Annotated in this window: 14 protein-coding genes and 1 other RNA gene; 14 read left to right on the top strand and 1 reads right to left on the bottom strand. The window is 65.6% G+C overall.

The features are described from left to right. Nucleotides 1-73: 73 nt before the first annotated feature. On the top strand, nt 74-787 hold the full coding sequence (locus PU724_RS21850; RefSeq protein WP_127311416.1) for a lytic transglycosylase domain-containing protein: 714 nt from the start codon (nt 74-76) through the stop codon (nt 785-787). 64 nt (nt 788-851) lie between these two features. Next, nucleotides 852-1,260: RNase P RNA component class A (gene rnpB, locus PU724_RS21855), an RNA gene on the top strand. A 68-nt stretch (nt 1,261-1,328) separates the two neighbouring features. Here the strand turns inward: rnpB and PU724_RS21860 are convergent. After that, entirely contained in the window at nt 1,329-2,444 is a 1,116-nt protein-coding gene (locus PU724_RS21860; protein ID WP_354423704.1) for a cystathionine gamma-lyase, read from the bottom strand. A 416-nt stretch (nt 2,445-2,860) separates the two neighbouring features. Between PU724_RS21860 and mraZ the strand changes: the two genes are divergently transcribed. From mraZ to murB, 12 genes are read left to right on the top strand one after another with little or no spacing between them, the layout of a single operon-like run. Beyond that, nucleotides 2,861-3,319 (top strand): division/cell wall cluster transcriptional repressor MraZ, encoded by a 459-nt coding sequence (gene mraZ / locus PU724_RS21865; RefSeq protein WP_292105089.1) that lies wholly within the window; start codon nt 2,861-2,863, stop codon nt 3,317-3,319. After that, complete coding sequence (gene rsmH, locus PU724_RS21870; RefSeq protein WP_128346608.1) at nt 3,316-4,332, top strand: 16S rRNA (cytosine(1402)-N(4))-methyltransferase RsmH; 1,017 nt, start codon at nt 3,316-3,318, stop codon at nt 4,330-4,332. Before mraZ ends, rsmH begins: the two co-directional genes overlap by 4 nt. 4 nt (nt 4,333-4,336) lie before the next feature. Beyond that, nucleotides 4,337-4,732 carry a cell division protein FtsL gene (gene ftsL / locus PU724_RS21875; RefSeq protein ID WP_127286716.1) on the top strand — a complete coding sequence of 132 codons (396 nt, stop codon included), beginning with the start codon at nt 4,337-4,339 and terminating at the stop codon, nt 4,730-4,732. Further along, nucleotides 4,729-6,456 carry a peptidoglycan D,D-transpeptidase FtsI family protein gene (locus PU724_RS21880; protein ID WP_127309915.1) on the top strand — a complete coding sequence of 576 codons (1,728 nt, stop codon included), beginning with the start codon at nt 4,729-4,731 and terminating at the stop codon, nt 6,454-6,456. Before ftsL ends, PU724_RS21880 begins: the two co-directional genes overlap by 4 nt. 54 nt (nt 6,457-6,510) lie before the next feature. Then, on the top strand, nt 6,511-7,965 hold the full coding sequence (locus PU724_RS21885; protein WP_354423702.1) for a UDP-N-acetylmuramoyl-L-alanyl-D-glutamate--2,6-diaminopimelate ligase: 1,455 nt from the start codon (nt 6,511-6,513) through the stop codon (nt 7,963-7,965). Then, nucleotides 7,962-9,395 carry a UDP-N-acetylmuramoylalanyl-D-glutamyl-2,6-diaminopimelate--D-alanyl-D-alanine ligase gene (locus PU724_RS21890; RefSeq protein WP_127309913.1) on the top strand — a complete coding sequence of 478 codons (1,434 nt, stop codon included), beginning with the start codon at nt 7,962-7,964 and terminating at the stop codon, nt 9,393-9,395. Before PU724_RS21885 ends, PU724_RS21890 begins: the two co-directional genes overlap by 4 nt. 26 nt (nt 9,396-9,421) lie before the next feature. Beyond that, nucleotides 9,422-10,504: a phospho-N-acetylmuramoyl-pentapeptide-transferase gene (mraY, locus tag PU724_RS21895; RefSeq protein WP_127286005.1), complete on the top strand. Its 1,083-nt coding sequence runs from the start codon at nt 9,422-9,424 to the stop codon at nt 10,502-10,504. A gap of 8 nt (nt 10,505-10,512) precedes the next feature. Continuing rightward, complete coding sequence (gene murD, locus PU724_RS21900; RefSeq protein WP_354423699.1) at nt 10,513-11,913, top strand: UDP-N-acetylmuramoyl-L-alanine--D-glutamate ligase; 1,401 nt, start codon at nt 10,513-10,515, stop codon at nt 11,911-11,913. Continuing rightward, entirely contained in the window at nt 11,913-13,064 is a 1,152-nt protein-coding gene (ftsW, locus tag PU724_RS21905) for a putative lipid II flippase FtsW (RefSeq protein WP_127286007.1), read from the top strand. Before murD ends, ftsW begins: the two co-directional genes overlap by 1 nt. Nucleotide 13,065: 1 nt before the next feature. Beyond that, entirely contained in the window at nt 13,066-14,193 is a 1,128-nt protein-coding gene (murG, locus tag PU724_RS21910) for an undecaprenyldiphospho-muramoylpentapeptide beta-N-acetylglucosaminyltransferase (protein WP_354423697.1), read from the top strand. Beyond that, a complete protein-coding gene (gene murC, locus PU724_RS21915; RefSeq protein ID WP_354423695.1) occupies nt 14,190-15,596 on the top strand; it encodes a UDP-N-acetylmuramate--L-alanine ligase in 1,407 nt (468 codons plus the stop codon). Before murG ends, murC begins: the two co-directional genes overlap by 4 nt. Further along, nucleotides 15,593-16,558 (top strand): UDP-N-acetylmuramate dehydrogenase, encoded by a 966-nt coding sequence (gene murB, locus PU724_RS21920; RefSeq protein ID WP_354423693.1) that lies wholly within the window; start codon nt 15,593-15,595, stop codon nt 16,556-16,558. Before murC ends, murB begins: the two co-directional genes overlap by 4 nt. Nucleotides 16,559-16,752: the final 194 nt, after the last annotated feature.

The following is a 16,752-nucleotide window of genomic DNA, read 5'->3' on the forward strand; positions in this document are numbered from 1 at the left end:
CCCGAGATGTTCCGATATTGATTTGATGTCGCCGCGTGAAGTTCTTCGCGCGGTTCTAACAGAACAGGACCACATGCAAAATTTGACCGTCTTGACGGCAGCCGTTGCTGCCGGTGTAATGACTTTTGCCATCGGCGCCGCGAATGCCGCACCCCAGAGCCTGCGGGCCGACAACGGCTTTGTCGCCGCAGCCAGCAAAACCGCGCCGAAAGCCGCAGAGGCCCCGAAAGCAAAAAAGACGACCACCGCGAAGGTGCAGAAGGTCGCCCCGGTGAAAGCCAGGAAAGCGACGGCCAAGCGGCGTGTGCAGCGAAACAGGAAGACGATCGACCTGACCACCACGGCGTCGATCCGCCCGAGCACCGCAGCAGAGTCGACCGCGGCGGCGGCGAGCGCCGACGGTGGCCAGTACTCGGCGATCATCGCCCGCTATGCGGCGGCGGAAGGCGTGCCGGTGTCGCTGGCCAAGGCGGTCATCAAGATCGAGAGCAATTACCGGCCCAACATCGTCGGCAGCGCCGGCGAGATCGGCCTGATGCAGATCAAGCCGGCGACGGCACGGATGATGGGTTACAGCGGCTCGGTCAAGGGCCTGTTCAATCCCGACACCAACATCAAGTACGGCATGAAATACCTTGCCATGGCGCGAGGCCTCGGTGGCGGCACCACCTGCGGCACGATCCTGAAATACAATGCCGGCCACGCCGCGACGAGGATGAACCCGGTGTCGGCCGCCTATTGCAGCAAGGTCAAGGTGCAGATGGCCGCGCTCGGCTCTCCGGTGTGACGAAGCGGGCATAAGCCTGCTTTTTCATTTGCGTTTTCAGGCGCGAACCCCTTTATACGCCGTGCCAGCTGGCCGGGCGGCCGCACCCGCGAAGCCGAAAGGCTGTGGGTGAGGAAAGTCCGGGCTCCATGGAGACACGGTGCCGGTTAATGGCCGGCGGGGGCGACCCCAGGGAAAGTGCCACAGAAAGCAAACCGCCACGGCGTCCGGCATGCCGGTTCCGTGGCAAGGGTGAAAGGGTGGGGTAAGAGCCCACCGCGCGACTGGCAACAGGAGCGGCACGGTAAACCCCACCGGGAGCAAGACCGAATAGGGGCGGTGCGAGGGAAACCTCGAGGGCTGTTTCCGGCCCACCGCCCGGGTAGGTTGCGTGAGGCGCATGGCAACATGCGCCCAAGATGAATGGCCGCCACGTTCCCGTGCCGCAAGGCGCGGGGGCCATACAGAACCCGGCTTACAGGCCAGCTGGCAATTTTCTCCGCGATATCGGCGTGAAATCCCTTGCGATCAGTGGGTTGCGCCTTCCGGCGCACGCCCTGATTCAACCATCAAGTCTGTCGAGCGATGCCTCGATCGCTTGCCAAAGCTCTTCCACCGGCTCGCAGCCAATGGACAGGCGCACGAAGCCGGACGGCACGGCGTCGCCTCTTTTGGAGCGCCGTTCGGCCGAGGTGTGAACGCCGCCGAAAGAGGTTGCCGACTGCATCAGCGCGCAGTTGTCGATGAAATCCTCGGCCTTCTGCTCCGAAGCGAGTTCAAAGGAGATGAGGAAGCCGAAGCGCTCCATCTGCGCCCGCGCCAGATTGTGCGAGGGATCGCCGTCCAGGCCTGGAAAGCGCAGGGCGCCCACCGCATGGTGATTTTTGAGTCGCTTCGCGATCGTTTCCGCTGAAGAGCACATGCGGTCGAAGCGCACCTCCAGCGTTTCGAGCCCGCGATGCACGAGCCATGCTTCGAACGGTCCGGGAATGCCGCCGGCCATCTCGCGCCAGTCCCTCACCTTGGCGACGATGTCCGGATTGCGGCTCGCGACGTGGCCGAACAGCACGTCGGAGTGGCCGTTCACCGCCTTGGTGTCGGCGGAAACGACGATATCGGCACCGAGGTCGAGCGGGCGCTGGCCGTAGGGCGTCATCGTCGTGTTGTCGACGACGAGGAGCGCGCCATGCGCATGGACAGCGTTGGCGACGGCGGCGATGTCGCAAATGTCGAGCCGCGGGTTCGACGGGCTTTCGGCGAAGACCAACCGGTAGCCGTCGAACCCGCCGTCGAGGAAGGTTGGGGTCGGCCTGGTGTCGCAGGCGACGCCGAACGGCTTCAGGAAGCGTTCCGCCAGCGCGCGCGTGGCGTGATAGCCGTCGGCAGGCAGAAGGACGCGATCGCCGGATTTCAGCAGCGCGAAGAACACCGACGAGATCGCGCCCATCCCCGACGGGAAGGCGAGGCAATGCGCGTCTTCCAGATGACCGAGCGCATGTTCGACGGCGCGCCAGGTCGGATTATCGTAGCGGCCATACTGGTCGAAGCCCGCTTCTTCGCCCGGCGTGTGGAAGATCGAGGCCATGGTCAGCGGCAAGGGGATCGGATCGCCCTTGACGAAATCGCGGCTGCGCAAGTGGGCAAGTGCGGCGGCACGTGACTTCGCCGTTTCGGACATCGACCATTCACCTCCTGTTGGCTGCCAAAGGCAGCGGAGCATTGGCGCGACGCTATGCGTGGGCGCGGCCCGCAGCAAGCCGCGTCCCTTGGGCCACAGCCCTCTAAACGCTTCGTTAGGCTTAATAGAGGATAAAGATCAGACGTGCCGTCAGGCTGCTCTTTCTGGTTGTGGCGAGCGCGTTTGTGAAGCTCGTTCCCGTTGACGCCCATAGTGCCCCATGATATCCCATTCCGATACCAAAGCCTTCGTTCCGTGTCTGGGTGAAGCGTACGCCAATCGGGCAGCCGCTGGGGCTGCGCGTTTGCGAGCTTTCGCCTCGTTGAACGAAGCGGAATTTCGGCAAGGGACGCGCTGCGGCGGCGCGGACGGGATGATGGAAAGGGGTGCGGCGGCGGAAGCGGCTGTGGCGCGTGATGGACCGGTTTCTGTCGAACACGGTGAGCAGGATCGATGCGAAGGGACGGGTCTCCGTTCCGGCGCATTTCCGCGCCGTCGTTCAGAAGCGGGGCTATTCGGAGCTCTATGCGCTGCGCTGTCTGGATCTGCCGGCGATGGATGTCGGCGGTCTCGACCTGCTCGACCGCTACGAGCAGCGCATCGCGCAGGAGGATCCCTTCCTGCAGGCGGCGGACGACATGTCGTTCTTCTGCCATGGCGATGGTACGTTCCTGAAGCTCGATCAGGACGGGCGCATTACGATGACCGACTTCATTCGCGAGCACACCGGCATTTCGGCGGAAGCGGCCTTTGTCGGCCGCGGCAATTTCTTCCAGATCTGGGAGCCGGGACGGCTTGCCGCCTATGGGGCGCAGGCGCGCGCCCGGCTGTTGCAGCTTCGGCAGGGGACGAAGCCTGGGGAGCGACCGGAATGATGGCTGGCCACGGCGAGGATATCAACGCCGTTGGCGGACCGGCCCGCCACATTCCGGTCCTCCTTGCCGAAGTGCTGGAGGCGCTGTCGCCCAAGGCCGGCGATCTGATCGTCGACGGCACCTTCGGCGCCGGCGGCTATACCAGGGCCATCCTGGCAAGCGGTGCCTCGGTCGTGGCCATCGACCGCGATCCCGATGCCATCGCCGCTGGGCGCTCGCTGGAACAGCAATCCGGCGGCAGCCTGACTCTTGTCCAGGCGCCGTTTTCGATGCTCGATGAGCATGTCGAAAGCGCCGACGGCGTGGTGCTCGACATCGGCGTCTCCTCCATGCAGCTCGACCAGGCCGAGCGCGGCTTCTCGTTTCGCGCCGACGGACCGCTCGACATGCGCATGGCGCAGGCGGGCCTCAGCGCCGCCGATGTCGTCAACAGCTTCAAGGCGGGCGACCTTGCCCGCATCTTCGGCTTCCTCGGCGAGGAGCGCCATGCCGGCCGCATCGCCCGCATGATCGAGAGCCGGCGCGAAAAGCGGCCATTCGAGCGCACGCTCGATCTGGCCGACGCGATCGAGACGCATATCGGCCGCGCGCCGAAGGACAAGATCCATCCGGCGACCCGCGTCTTCCAGGCGTTGCGCATCTTCGTCAATGACGAGCTAGGCGAACTGGCCAAGGCGCTGTTCGCGGCCGAGCGCGCGCTGAAGCCAGGCGGCCGGCTCGCCGTGGTGACCTTCCATTCCCTGGAGGACCGCATCGTCAAGCGTTTCATCGCCGATCGGGCGGAGGCCGCGAGTGGCTCGCGCCATATGCCAGAGGCGCAGGCGCGTCCGGCGACGTTCAGGAAGTCGGGAGGCGGTGTGACGCCTGGCGAGGCCGAGATCGCCGCCAATCCCAGGGCGCGTTCGGCCAGGCTGCGCGCGGCTATCCGCAGCGAGGCGCCGGCGCGCGCTGGCGATTTTTCGATTTTCGGCCTTCCAAAGCTTCCCGCCGTCGAGCGGCCGGGGGAGAGGTAAGCACGTGTTTCGTACCAGCGACATAGTCCTGATCGCCGTCATGGTTTCGGCGGCGGCCTTGACCTACAAGACCAAGCGCGAGGCCGAGGAGCAATTGGCTTCGGTGCAGAAGATCGAGGCGCAGATCCGCTACGAGGAGGACACGATCGACCTGCTCAAGGCCGACTGGAGCCTGCTCACGCAGCCTTCGCGCCTGCAGAAGCTCGCCGAAATCTACAAGTCGCAGCTCGGGCTGGAGCCGGTCAATGCGCGCCAGATCGTCAATCTCGACGATCTGCCGGCAAAGCCGGTCACCATCGAGGACCTCTCGTCGCAGCGGCTGGGCGGCATGGCCGACAATTCCGACAATGGGCCCAAGGGGGCCAAGGACCCGGTCGTGACCGGAGGCATCGTGCAATGATCGCCAAATTCTCGACGCTCGGAAGTCTGCTGAAGCGCCGCAAGAAGCAGGGCGACGACGGCTCGATCGTCGTCGAGGGCGCCCGCAAGGCGACCGGCGGCAGGGCCAGGACCCGCATCGTGATGACGATGGCGGTGTTCTTCGGCATTTATTCGGCCATCGCCGGCAGGTTGGTCTATCTCGGCTTCCAGAGCCCCGACATGTCGGGCGGGCCGCAGAACCGTGTCACGGCCTCGCGGCCTGACATCGTCGACCGCAATGGCGAGGTGCTGGCGACCGACATCAAGACCGCCTCGCTGTTTGCCGAACCGCGCCGCATCGTCGACGCCGACGAGGCGATCGAGAAGCTGTCGACCGTGCTGCCCGAGATCGACTACGAGCAGACCTACCACAAGCTGAAGAGCGGAGCCGGCTTCGTCTGGCTTCAGCGGCAGCTGACGCCGAAGCAGCAGTCCGACATCATGCAGCTCGGCATCCCCGGCTTCGGTTTCCGCACCGAGAAGCGCCGCTTCTACCCGAGCGGCGAAACCTCGTCCTACATCGTCGGTCTCACCAACATCGACAATCAGGGCATCTCCGGCATGGAGAAATATATCGACGACCAGGGTCTGACCGACCTGCAGGCGTCGGGCCTGGCCGTGGCCAGGGACCTGAAGCCGGTGCAACTGTCGATCGACCTACGCGTCCAGAACGTCGTGCGCGACGAGGTGGCCAACGGCATGGAGCGGTTCCATGCGATTGCGGCGGGCGCCGTCGTCCTCAACGTCAAGACCGGCGAAGTGATGGCGATGGCCTCGGTGCCGGATTTCGATCCCAACAATCCCTACAATGCCCAGGACAAGGACCGGCTGAACCGCATGTCGGCCGGCCTCTATGAGATGGGCTCGACCTTCAAGAGCTTCACCACCGCCATGGCGCTGGATTCCGGCAAGGTGACGCTGGAAAGCCGGTTCGACGCTACGCGCCCGATCAGGATCGGCCGCCAGACGATCCACGACTTCCACAGCAAGGGCCGCGTGCTGTCGGTGCCGGAGGTGTTCATCTATTCCTCCAACATCGGCTCGGCCAAAGAGGCCGAGGCGGTCGGCATCGAGGGACACCGCGAATTCCTGCATCGCCTGGGCGTGCTCGAGAAGATGCAGACGGAATTGCCGGAAGTGGCGCGGCCGACCGAGCCCAAAGTGTGGAAGCAGGTCAATTCGATCACCATCGCCTTCGGCCATGGCGTGTCGACGACGCCGCTGCAGACGGCGGTGGGCTGCGCCGCGCTGATGAATGGCGGCTTCCTGATCGAACCGACTTTCCTGCCGCGCACGGCGCAGCAGGCGATGGAAGTTGCAAAGAAGGTGGTCAGCGAAAAGACCGTCGAAGGCATGCGCTATCTCTATGCGCTGAATGCCGAGAAGGGCTCGGGCAAGAGCGCCAGGGTGCCGGGCTACCGCGTCGGCGGCAAGACCGGCACGGCAGAGAAGGTCGTCAACGGCCGCTACTCCAAGGAGAAGAATTTCAACGCCTTCGTCGCCGCCTTCCCGATGGACGATCCGCAATACATTGTGCTGACGATCGCTGACGAGCCGAAGCCGGAAAAGCCCGGCATGGGAGCGACCGCGGCCTCGAATGCGGGCGTCATGGCGGGAAACATTATCCGCCGTTCGGCTGCCATGCTTGGCGTGAAGCCAGATTTCAGCCATGAAAATGGTGCAACGCTGGTTTCCTATCAGTGATTCTTGGGGCGCGCCGGCAACTGCGCGCTATTTTGTTGCTATGAACGGGACCCGATGCAGCTGAAAGAACTAGCCGGTATCCTGCCTGTCGAGGGAACAGCTTCCCCCGACCTGGAGGTCACCGGGATTTCCTCGGATTCCCGCACGGTCAAGACCGGCGTCGTCTTTTTCGCGCTCGCCGGCAGCAAGGCCGACGGCGCTGCCTACGCCGTTGATGCCGCAAAGCGCGGTGCTCTGGCCATCGTGGCGGGCAAGGGAAGCGCCATTTCCGGCCTATCCGTTCCGGTCTTTTCCGTCGACGACCCGCGGCTGGCATTGGCGCTGAGCGCCGCCCGCTTCTACGGCAAGCAACCTCAAACGATGGTGGCGGTGACCGGCACCAGCGGCAAGACCTCGGTCGCCGCCTTCACCCGGCAGATCTGGGAGCAGGCCGGCCTCGCCGCCGCCTCGATCGGCACCACCGGCGTCGTGGCGCCAGGGCGCAATGAGTATGGTTCGCTGACGACGCCGGATCCGGTGGCGCTGCACCTCCTGCTCAAGGAATTGGCCGATGCCGGCGTCACCCATGCGTCGATGGAGGCTTCCAGCCACGGCCTCGACCAGCGCCGGCTCGACGGTGTCAGGCTTGCCGCCGGCGGTTTCACCAATCTCGGCCGCGACCATATGGACTACCATCCGACGGTCGAGGACTATCACCGCGCCAAATTGCGCCTGTTCGACACGCTGCTGCCCAAAGGCGCGCCGGCCGTCATCTTCGCCGACGATCCATGGTCGGAACCGACGGCCCGTGCGGCAAAGGCCGCAGGGCTCGACGTGCTGACCGTCGGCCGCCATGGCGATTTCCTCAGACTGAAGCGGGTCGAGCACGAACGCCACCGGCAGCGGGCCGAGGTCGAGGTCGACAGCGTGCTCCACGAAATCGACCTGCCGCTGGCCGGGGACTTCCAGATCGCCAACGCGCTGGTTTCGGCGGGACTTGCCATATCCACTGGAACGCCTGTCGCCAAAGCCCTGATGGCATTGGAGAAATTGAAGGGTGCGCCGGGCCGGCTCGACCTCGTCGGCACGACTGCGAACGGCGCACCGGTCTATGTCGACTATGCCCACAAACCGGATGCGCTGGAAAACGTGCTGGCCTCGGTGAGGCCGTTCACCACCGGCCGGGTCATCGTCGTGTTCGGCTGCGGCGGCGACCGCGATCGCGGCAAGCGGCCGATCATGGGCGAGATCGCCACGCGGCTCGCCGACGTCGTCATCGTCACCGATGACAATCCGCGTTCGGAAGTGCCCGAGACGATCCGCGCCGCGATCCTTGCCGCCGCGCCCGGCGCCATCGAGATCGGCGACCGGCGCAAGGCGATCCACGAGGCGGTGGCCATGCTCCACGCCGGCGACACGCTGATCGTGGCCGGCAAGGGGCATGAAGAAGGCCAGACCATCGGCACCGAGACACTGCATTTCTCGGATCACGAGGAAGTTCGCGCGGCGCTCAGGGAGCGCGCCGCATGAGCCTGCTCTGGACCTCCGATGCGCTGGTCGATGCAATGGGCGGACGGCCGATCGGTGTCATGCCGCAAGGCATATCGGGCATTTCGATCGACAGCCGCAGCCTTGAGTCGGGGGACGCCTTCTTCGCCATCAAGGGCGAGACGATGGACGGCCATGATTTCGCGACCGCCGCCGTCAAGGCAGGCGCCGGCGTGCTGGTGGTCGCCGAAGGCAAGCTGCCGTCGCTCGGACGGCTGACGGCGCCGATGATCGTCGTTGAGGACGTGCTGGTGGCGCTGGAAAGACTGGGCGTCGCCGCGCGCGCCCGCTCCAAGGCCAGGGTCATCGCCGTGACCGGCTCGGCCGGCAAGACCACCACCAAGGAAGCGCTGCGTCATGTGCTGTCGGCGGTCGGCAAGGTGCATGCCTCGGCGCAATCCTTCAACAACCACTGGGGTGTGCCGCTGACCTTGGCGCGGATGCCCGAGGATTGTGACTACGCCGTGTTCGAGATCGGCATGAACCATCCGGGCGAAATCCGGCCGCTGGTCAACATGGTCCGCCCGCATGTCGCGATCGTCACGCTGATCGCCGCCGCGCATCTCGGGTTCTTCCGCAACCTCGACGAGATCGCCGAGGCCAAGGCCGAGATCTTCGAGGGGCTGGAGCCGGATGGCGCGGCCCTGCTCAACCGCGACGATTCCCGCTGGAAACTGCTCGACAAGATGGCGAAGGCGGCAGGGGTCGAGCATGTCTTTGGCTTCGGCGAGAATGCCCGCTCGACCTTTCGGCTGGTCAAATGCGAGCTCAATGCCGACCATTCCGTCATTGCCGCCAAGATCGGCGGGCGGGAGATCGTCGCCCGCGTCGGCGCGCCCGGCCGCCATATGGCGCAGAATGTGCTGGCCGTGCTGGGCGCCGCGCAGCTGGTCGGGGCCGATCTCGACAAGGCGGCCGCGGCGCTGGCCGATCTGTCGGCCGAGCGCGGTCGCGGCAAGCGCCATATATTGCGCCATCCGAAAGGACCGATCACGCTGATCGACGAGAGCTACAACGCCAATCCGGCGTCGATGGCCGCCGCCATGGCGCTGCTCAACGCGACGCCGGTATCGGGCGAGGGCAGGCGCATCGCCGTGCTCGGCGACATGCTCGAGCTCGGCAGCCATTCGGCGAAGCTGCATGCCGCGCTTGCCGAGCTGATCATCGGCACCGGCACGCAAACCGTCTTTCTCGGCGGTCCCGAAATGCGGGCGCTCGCCGACATACTGCCGAGCGACGTGAAGGCCGAATACCGCGCCGGCGCCGAGGAACTGAAGCCGCTGTTGCTGTCGGCGCTGCGGCCTGGCGACGTGGTGATGGTCAAGTCGTCGAAAGGCATCGGGTTTTCAAAGCTGGTCGAAGCGTTGCTCGGCAAATTTCCGGCGCAAGCCACAACCATTGAACAGACCTAGGGGTCGGGTCCGGGGGACAGAATTTCATGTTCACATTGCTCGTCGATTTTGCGGACAAGATTTCTGTCTTCAACGTCTTCCGCTACATCACCTTCCGCACCGGCGGGGCGCTGATCACCTCGGCGCTGATCGTCTTCATCTTCGGACCGACCATCATCAATTCGCTGCGGCTCCGGCAGGGCAAGGGCCAGCCGATCCGCGCCGACGGTCCGCAGACGCATTTCAAGAAGGCCGGCACGCCGACCATGGGCGGGCTGATGATCCTGTCGGGCATCATCGGATCGTCGCTTTTGTGGGCGAACCTCTCCTCGATCTATGTCTGGGTGGTGCTTCTGGTGACCATCGGCTTCGGCTCGATCGGCTTCTATGACGACTATCTGAAGGTCACCAAGCAGTCGCATCTCGGCTTTTCCGGCAAGGCGCGGCTGGCGATCGAATTCGTCATCGCCGGCATCGCTGCCTGGGTGATCATGCACAACGGCCAGGCGCCGTTCTCCTCGTCGCTCACCTTTCCCTTCGCCAAGGAATTTATCATCAACCTCGGCTGGTTCTTCGTGCCGTTCTCCTGCTTCGTCATCGTCGGCGCCGGCAACGCGGTCAACCTGACCGACGGCCTCGACGGGCTGGCGATCGTGCCGATCATGATCGCGGCGGCCTCCTTCGGGGTCATCGCCTATCTCTCCGGCAACGCGGTGTTCGCCGAATATCTGCAGATCCATTTCGTTCCCGGCACCGGCGAACTGGCGGTGGTGCTTGGCGCGGTGATCGGCGCCGGCCTCGGCTTCCTGTGGTTCAACGCGCCGCCGGCCGCCATCTTCATGGGCGACACCGGCTCACTGGCGATGGGCGGCCTGATTGGCACGGTCGCGGTCGCCACCAAGCACGAGATCGTGCTGGTCATCGTCGGCGGCCTGTTCGTGGTCGAGATCCTCTCGGTCATCATCCAGGTCGGCTACTTCAAGATGACCGGCAAGCGGGTGTTCCTGATGGCGCCGATCCACCATCACTTCGAAAAACTCGGCTGGACCGAAAGCCAGGTGGTGATCCGCTTCTGGATCATCGCGGTGATCCTGGCGCTGGTCGGCCTCTCCACCCTCAAGCTCCGATAGGCCGCCGCTTGATCCCCGCCTCATCCTTTTCAGGCAAGCGCCTTTCGCTCTTCGGGCTCGGCGGTTCGGGGATCGCCACCGCGCACGCGCTGATCGCCGGCGGGGCCGACATCCTTGCCTGGGACGACAATCCGGACAGCGTCGCCAAGGCCTCGGCCGCCGGGATCGCGACCGGCGACCTGCGCGGCGCCGACTGGTCGCGCTTCTCCGCCTTCGTGCTGTCGCCCGGCGTGCCGCTGACGCATCCGAAGCCACACTGGACAGTGGAGCTGGCGCGCGGCGCCGGCGTCGAGGTCATCGGCGACATCGAGCTGTTCTGCCGCGAGCGCGTCCTGCGGGCGCCGGCGGCGCCTTTCGTCGCGATTACCGGCACCAACGGCAAATCGACGACCACGGCGCTGACCGCCCACATCCTGAAATCGGCAGGTCGCGACACGCAGATGGGCGGCAATATCGGTCGCGCCATCATGACGCTCGATCCGCCGGCAGAGGGGCGGCACTATGTCGTCGAATGCTCCTCATACCAGATCGACCTCGCGCCCTCGATCAATCCGACGGCCGGCATCCTGCTCAACCTGACGCCCGATCACCTCGACCGTCACGGCACCATGGCGCACTACGCCTCGATCAAGGAGCGGCTGGTGGCCGGCAGCGAGACGGCAATCGTCGGCGTCGACGACTCCTGGTGCGCGCAGATCGCCGACCGGCTGGAGCGGGCGGGCAGGGAGGTCATCCGCATTTCCAAGCGGCTGCCGCTGACCGACGGCTATTTCGCCGATGGCAGCAACCTTATGGAAGCCGTGCATGGCCGCTACAGCCGCGTCGCCTTTCTGGAAGGCATCGGCTCGCTGCGCGGCCAGCACAATGCGCAGAACGCGCTGGCCGCGGTCGCCGCCTGCCTCAAGGTCGGGCTGGACCTCGGCGAGATCCAGGCGGGGTTGGAAAGCTTTCCGGGGCTGGCGCATCGCATGGAGCAGGTCGGCCGCAAGGACCATGTGCTGTTCATCAACGATTCCAAGGCGACCAATGCCGATGCGGCGGCTCCAGCCCTGTCGAGTTTCAGCCGTATCTACTGGATAGCCGGCGGCCTGCCCAAGGAGGGCGGCATCGAGCCGCTGCGCGGCTTCTTCCCGCGCATCGCCAAGGCCTATCTGATCGGCGAGGCGGCGCCCGCCTTCTCGGCGACGCTGGGCGAGGCGGTGCCCTACGAGATCTCCGGCACGCTGGCGGCGGCGGTCGAGCATGCCGCCCACGATGCCGCCCTTGACGATGGCGGCGAGGCGGTGGTGCTGCTGTCGCCCGCCTGCGCCAGTTTCGACCAGTTCAAGAATTTCGAAGTGCGCGGCGAAGCCTTCAGGCAAGCTGCGAGCGCTATAGATGGCGTGAAACCCATCGGAGGGCCACGTTAATGCAAAGCCGTCTCGACAAAAGTCCGGTAGCCACCTGGTGGTGGACGATCGATCGCTGGTTCCTGGCGGCGTTCCTGTCGCTGATGGGTCTGGGCATCGTGCTCTCCTTCGCGGCGAGCCCGGCGGTGGCCGAACGCATCGGCCTCGACAGCTTCCACTTCGCCACCAGGCAGATCATTTTCACCGTGCCTGCGCTCGGCGTGATGCTCGCGGTCTCGTTCCTGGAATCGCGGCAGATCCGGCGCATGGCGCTGGTGATCCTGTGCATCATGCTGGTGCTGATGGTGGCGGTGCTCTATGTCGGCGTCGAGGTCAAAGGCGCGCGGCGCTGGGTCTCGCTCGCCGGCCTCTCCATCCAGCCGTCGGAATTCCTGAAGCCGGCCTTCGTCATCGTCTGCGCCTGGCTGTTCGCCGAGCACAAGCGCCAGCCCGACATTCCCGGCAATCTGTTTGCCCTGCTGCTCCTGGTCCTGGTCGTCTCGCTGCTGGTCGCCCAGCCCGACCTCGGCCAGACCATGCTGGTGACCGGCACCTGGGGGGTCATGTTCTTCATGGCGGGCCTGCCGTGGCTGTGGATCATCGCGCTCGGCGTCACCGGCGTCAGCGGCCTGTTCGCCGCCTACACCGTGTTTCCGCACGTCGCTGCCCGCATCGACAAGTTCCTGACCGGCGAGGGCGACACCTTCCAGGTCGACATGGGGCGCGAGGCGCTGATCAACGGCCATTGGTTCGGCGTCGGTCCGGGCGAAGGCACGGTCAAGCGGGTCATTCCCGACAGCCACGCCGACTTCGTCTTTTCGGTCGCCGGCGAGGAGTTCGGGCTGGTGATGTGCTTCTTCATCATGTCGATCTTCGCCTTCATCGTGCTGCGCGGCCTCAACACCGCGCTCAAGGAGCATGACGACTTCACGCGCTATGCCGTTGGCGGTCTGGTCACGGTCTTCGGCCTGCAGTCGGCCATCAACATGTGCGTCAACCTGCAGCTGATGCCGGCCAAGGGCATGACGCTGCCGTTCATCTCCTATGGCGGCTCCTCGCAGATCGCCATCGCCATCTCGATGGGCATGGTGCTGGCCTTGACGCGCAGACGGCCCGAGAAGCGCAAGCAGATGGGTTTTTCCTTCCCGCAGCGCGCCATGCCGGCGGAGTGAAATGTCGCGGGGTGTGATTCTTCTGGCGGCGGGCGGCACGGGCGGACATCTCTTCCCGGCCGAAGCGCTGGCGCATGAGCTCAACGAGCGCGGCTGGAAGGTGCATCTGGCCACCGATCATCGCGCCGAGCGCTATTCCGGCCAGTTCCCGGCCGTCAGCATCCATCCGATCCAATCGGCGACCCTCGGCTCGAAGAACCCGCTGGCGGTGCTGTCGGCCTTGTGGGCGATCTGGCGCGGCGTGCGGCAGGCCTCCGCCGTCATCACCAGGATCAAGCCGGAAGCCGTCGTCGGCTTTGGCGGCTATCCGACATTGCCGCCGCTTTACGCAGCGACACGGCGCAAGGTGCCGTCATTGATCCATGAGCAGAACGCGGTGATGGGCCGCGCCAACAGGGCGCTGGCCGGGCGCGTCGACGCCATCGCCGGCGGCTTCCTGCCGGAGGACGAAAGTGCTGCCGGCGCCAAGACGGTGACCACCGGCAATCCGGTCAGGCCGCAGATCCTGGAGGCGGCGAAGACGCCTTACGTGGCTGCGACCGGCGAGGAGCCGTTCCGCTTCCTGGTGTTCGGCGGCAGCCAGGGCGCGCAGTTCTTTTCCGACGCGGTGCCGACGGCTGTCGGACTCTTGCCGGAGGCTCAGCGCAAGCGGCTGGCGATTACCCAGCAGGCGCGGGCCGAGGACGTGGCGCGGGTCAAGGCGGCCTACGCCGCGCTGGGCGTCGACGCGCAGGTGTCGCCCTTCTTCACCGACATGGCGGCGCGGATCGCGGCGGCGCATCTGGTGATGTCGCGCTCCGGCGCCTCGACCGTGTCGGAAATCGCTGTCATCGGCCGGCCGGCGCTGCTGGTGCCCTATCCGCACGCGCTCGACCACGACCAGGCGGCGAATGCCGCGGCGCTGGCCGCCGCCGGTGGGGCCGAGGTGCATCCGCAATCCACACTGTCCGCCGAGCGCATCGCGGCGCTCGTCGGCGGGCTGATGGGCGATCCCGACAGGCTGTCGGCCATGGCCACGGCCGCCCGGTCGGCCGGAAAACCGAACGCGGCGCGGTTGCTCGCCGATCTGACAGAGGCTATTGCGTCCAAAAAAACCGTTTCGGACTTCAGGAAGGGGACGCAAGCATGAAGATGCCGCAGACCATCGGCCTTGTGCATTTCATCGGCATTGGCGGCATCGGCATGAGCGGCATTGCCGAGGTGCTGCACAATCTGGGCTACAAGGTGCAGGGTTCCGACCAGGCCGACGGCGCGAATGTGCAGCGGCTACGCGACAAGGGCATCGAATGTTTCGTCGGCCACAAGGCGGAAAACCTTGGCGATGCCGAGGTGGTTGTCGTCTCGACCGCGATCAAGAAATCCAACCCTGAGCTCAAGGCTGCGCGCGAGAAGCTGCTGCCGGTAGTGCGCCGCGCCGAGATGCTGGCCGAACTGATGCGCTTCCGCCAGGCGGTGGCGATCGGCGGCACGCACGGCAAGACCACGACGACCTCGATGGTGGCGACGCTGCTCGAGGCCGGCGGGCTCGACCCGACGGTCATCAATGGCGGCATCATCAACGCCTATGGCACCAATGCCCGCATGGGCGACGGCGAATGGATGGTGGTCGAGGCCGACGAGAGCGACGGCACCTTCCTGAAGCTGCCGGCCGACATCGCCGTCGTCACCAACATCGATCCCGAGCATCTCGACCACTACGGCAGTTTCGACAATGTCCGCGAGGCGTTTCGCCAGTTCGTCGAGAATGTGCCGTTCTACGGCTTCGGCGTGATGTGCACCGACCATCCGGAGGTGCAGGCGCTGGTCGGCCGCATCGAGGACCGGCGCGTCATCACCTATGGCGAAAACGCGCAGGCCGAGGTGCGCTTCACCAATCATCGCATGGCGGGCGCGACTTCCGAGTTCGACGTGGTGATCCGCGACCGCAAGGGGCGTGGCCAGACGACGATCGCCGATCTGCGTCTGCCGATGCCCGGCCGCCACAATGTCTCCAACGCGACGGCGGCGATCGCGGTCGCGCATGAGCTCGGCCTGTCCGCCGAGGCGATCAAGAAGGGCCTGTCGTCCTTCGCCGGCGTCAAGCGGCGCTTCACCCATACCGGCACCTGGAATGGCGTCGACATCTTCGACGATTACGGCCACCATCCGGTCGAGATCACGGCAGTGCTGAAGGCGGCGCGCAGCGCCACCAAGGGCCGCGTCATCGCCATTGCGCAACCGCACCGCTACACCCGCCTGCACGACCTGTTCAATGAGTTCTCCGTCTGCTTCAACGACGCCGACACGGTAATGGTGGCGCCGGTCTATGCGGCAGGCGAGGAGCCGATCGAAGGGGTGACGTCGGACGCGCTGGTGTCGCGCATCCGCGCCGGCGGCCATCGCGATGCGCGCTATGTCGAAGGCCCGGCGGCGATCGCGCCGGCCATACGCGATCTGGCAAAGCCCGGCGACTTCGTCGTCTTCCTCGGCGCCGGCAACATCACGCAATGGGCCTATGCGCTGCCCAAGGAACTCGGTGGAAGCGTCTCATGATGCGCGGCCAGCCCCTGATCGACAAGCTTGGCGACCGGCTGGCCGGCCTGCGCGGGCGCGTCACGCCCAACGCCGAGATGGACAAGATCACCTGGTTCCGCGCCGGCGGCCTGGCGGACGCGCTGTTCCAGCCGGCCGACGAGGAGGACCTCGCCGCCTTCCTGCGCGCCGTGCCGGAGGAAATCCCGCTGACCATCGTCGGCGTCGGCTCGAACCTCCTGGTGCGCGACGGCGGCATTCCCGGTTTCGTCATCCGGCTCTCGGCCAAAGGCTTCGGCGAGGCGGAAGTCGTTTCGCCGACCACGATCAGGGCCGGCGCCGCAACGCCCGACAAGCGCCTCGCGGCCGTCGCCTATGAGGCGGGGATCGGCGGCTTCCATTTCTACCACGGCATTCCCGGCGCCGTCGGCGGTGCGCTGAGGATGAACGCCGGCGCCAATGGCGTCGAGACGCGCGAACGCGTCGTCGAAGTGCGGGCGCTCGACCGCAAGGGCAATCTTCACACGCTCAGCAATGCCGAAATGGGCTATGCCTATCGGCATTCGGCGGCGCCTTCGGGGCTGATCTTCACCTCGGCGCTGTTCGAGGGGCATCCGGAAGACCAGGCGACGATCAAGGCGGCGATGGACGCGGTGCAGAATCATCGCGAGACGGTGCAGCCGATCCGCGAGAAGACCGGCGGCTCGACCTTCAAGAATCCGGAGGGCACCTCGGCCTGGAAGGAGATCGACAAGGCCGGCTGCCGTGGCTTGATGATCGGCGGCGCGCAGATGTCGCCGATGCATTGCAATTTCATGATCAACACGGGCACCGCGACCGGCTACGACCTCGAATATCTCGGCGAGACCGTACGCGCGCGGGTGCTCGAGAATTCGGGCGTCCGGCTGCATTGGGAAATCAAGCGCCTCGGCGATTTCCGGCCGGGCCACGCCGTGCAGGAATTCCTGGGACAACTGCTCTAGTCTAAGCCTCGCCGGCATCCAGGCGAGCCGGCCAAAGCCCGATCCCAGCGGATCTCTGCCGCGTGCCGAAGTTCAAGTAATACTTTAACTCCGGCGTCGGCAATGGCCTCCGAACCGTTGCCGCAAAGACTCTACGGCACACTTTTCGCGGCCGTTTTCACGGAAAGTGAATCTCTCGGAATCTTAAGGACTTG

It is taken from the genome of Mesorhizobium abyssinicae (assembly GCF_049887195.1).
Classification (GTDB): Bacteria; Pseudomonadota; Alphaproteobacteria; order Rhizobiales; family Rhizobiaceae; genus Mesorhizobium; species Mesorhizobium abyssinicae.

Excerpts from the sequence above, each read along its gene's own strand:
- PU724_RS21850 (WP_127311416.1), top strand. The coding sequence starts at position 74 with ATGCAAAATTTGACCGTCTTGACGGCAGCCGTTGCTGCCGGTGTAATG.
- PU724_RS21860 (WP_354423704.1), bottom strand. The coding sequence starts at position 2,444 with ATGTCCGAAACGGCGAAGTCACGTGCCGCCGCACTTGCCCACTTGCGC.
- mraZ (WP_292105089.1), top strand. The coding sequence starts at position 2,861 with ATGGACCGGTTTCTGTCGAACACGGTGAGCAGGATCGATGCGAAGGGA.
- rsmH (WP_128346608.1), top strand. The coding sequence starts at position 3,316 with ATGATGGCTGGCCACGGCGAGGATATCAACGCCGTTGGCGGACCGGCC.
- PU724_RS21880 (WP_127309915.1), top strand. The coding sequence starts at position 4,729 with ATGATCGCCAAATTCTCGACGCTCGGAAGTCTGCTGAAGCGCCGCAAG.
- PU724_RS21885 (WP_354423702.1), top strand. The coding sequence starts at position 6,511 with ATGCAGCTGAAAGAACTAGCCGGTATCCTGCCTGTCGAGGGAACAGCT.
- PU724_RS21890 (WP_127309913.1), top strand. The coding sequence starts at position 7,962 with ATGAGCCTGCTCTGGACCTCCGATGCGCTGGTCGATGCAATGGGCGGA.
- mraY (WP_127286005.1), top strand. The coding sequence starts at position 9,422 with ATGTTCACATTGCTCGTCGATTTTGCGGACAAGATTTCTGTCTTCAAC.
- ftsW (WP_127286007.1), top strand. The coding sequence starts at position 11,913 with ATGCAAAGCCGTCTCGACAAAAGTCCGGTAGCCACCTGGTGGTGGACG.
- murG (WP_354423697.1), top strand. The coding sequence starts at position 13,066 with ATGTCGCGGGGTGTGATTCTTCTGGCGGCGGGCGGCACGGGCGGACAT.
- murC (WP_354423695.1), top strand. The coding sequence starts at position 14,190 with ATGAAGATGCCGCAGACCATCGGCCTTGTGCATTTCATCGGCATTGGC.
- murB (WP_354423693.1), top strand. The coding sequence starts at position 15,593 with ATGATGCGCGGCCAGCCCCTGATCGACAAGCTTGGCGACCGGCTGGCC.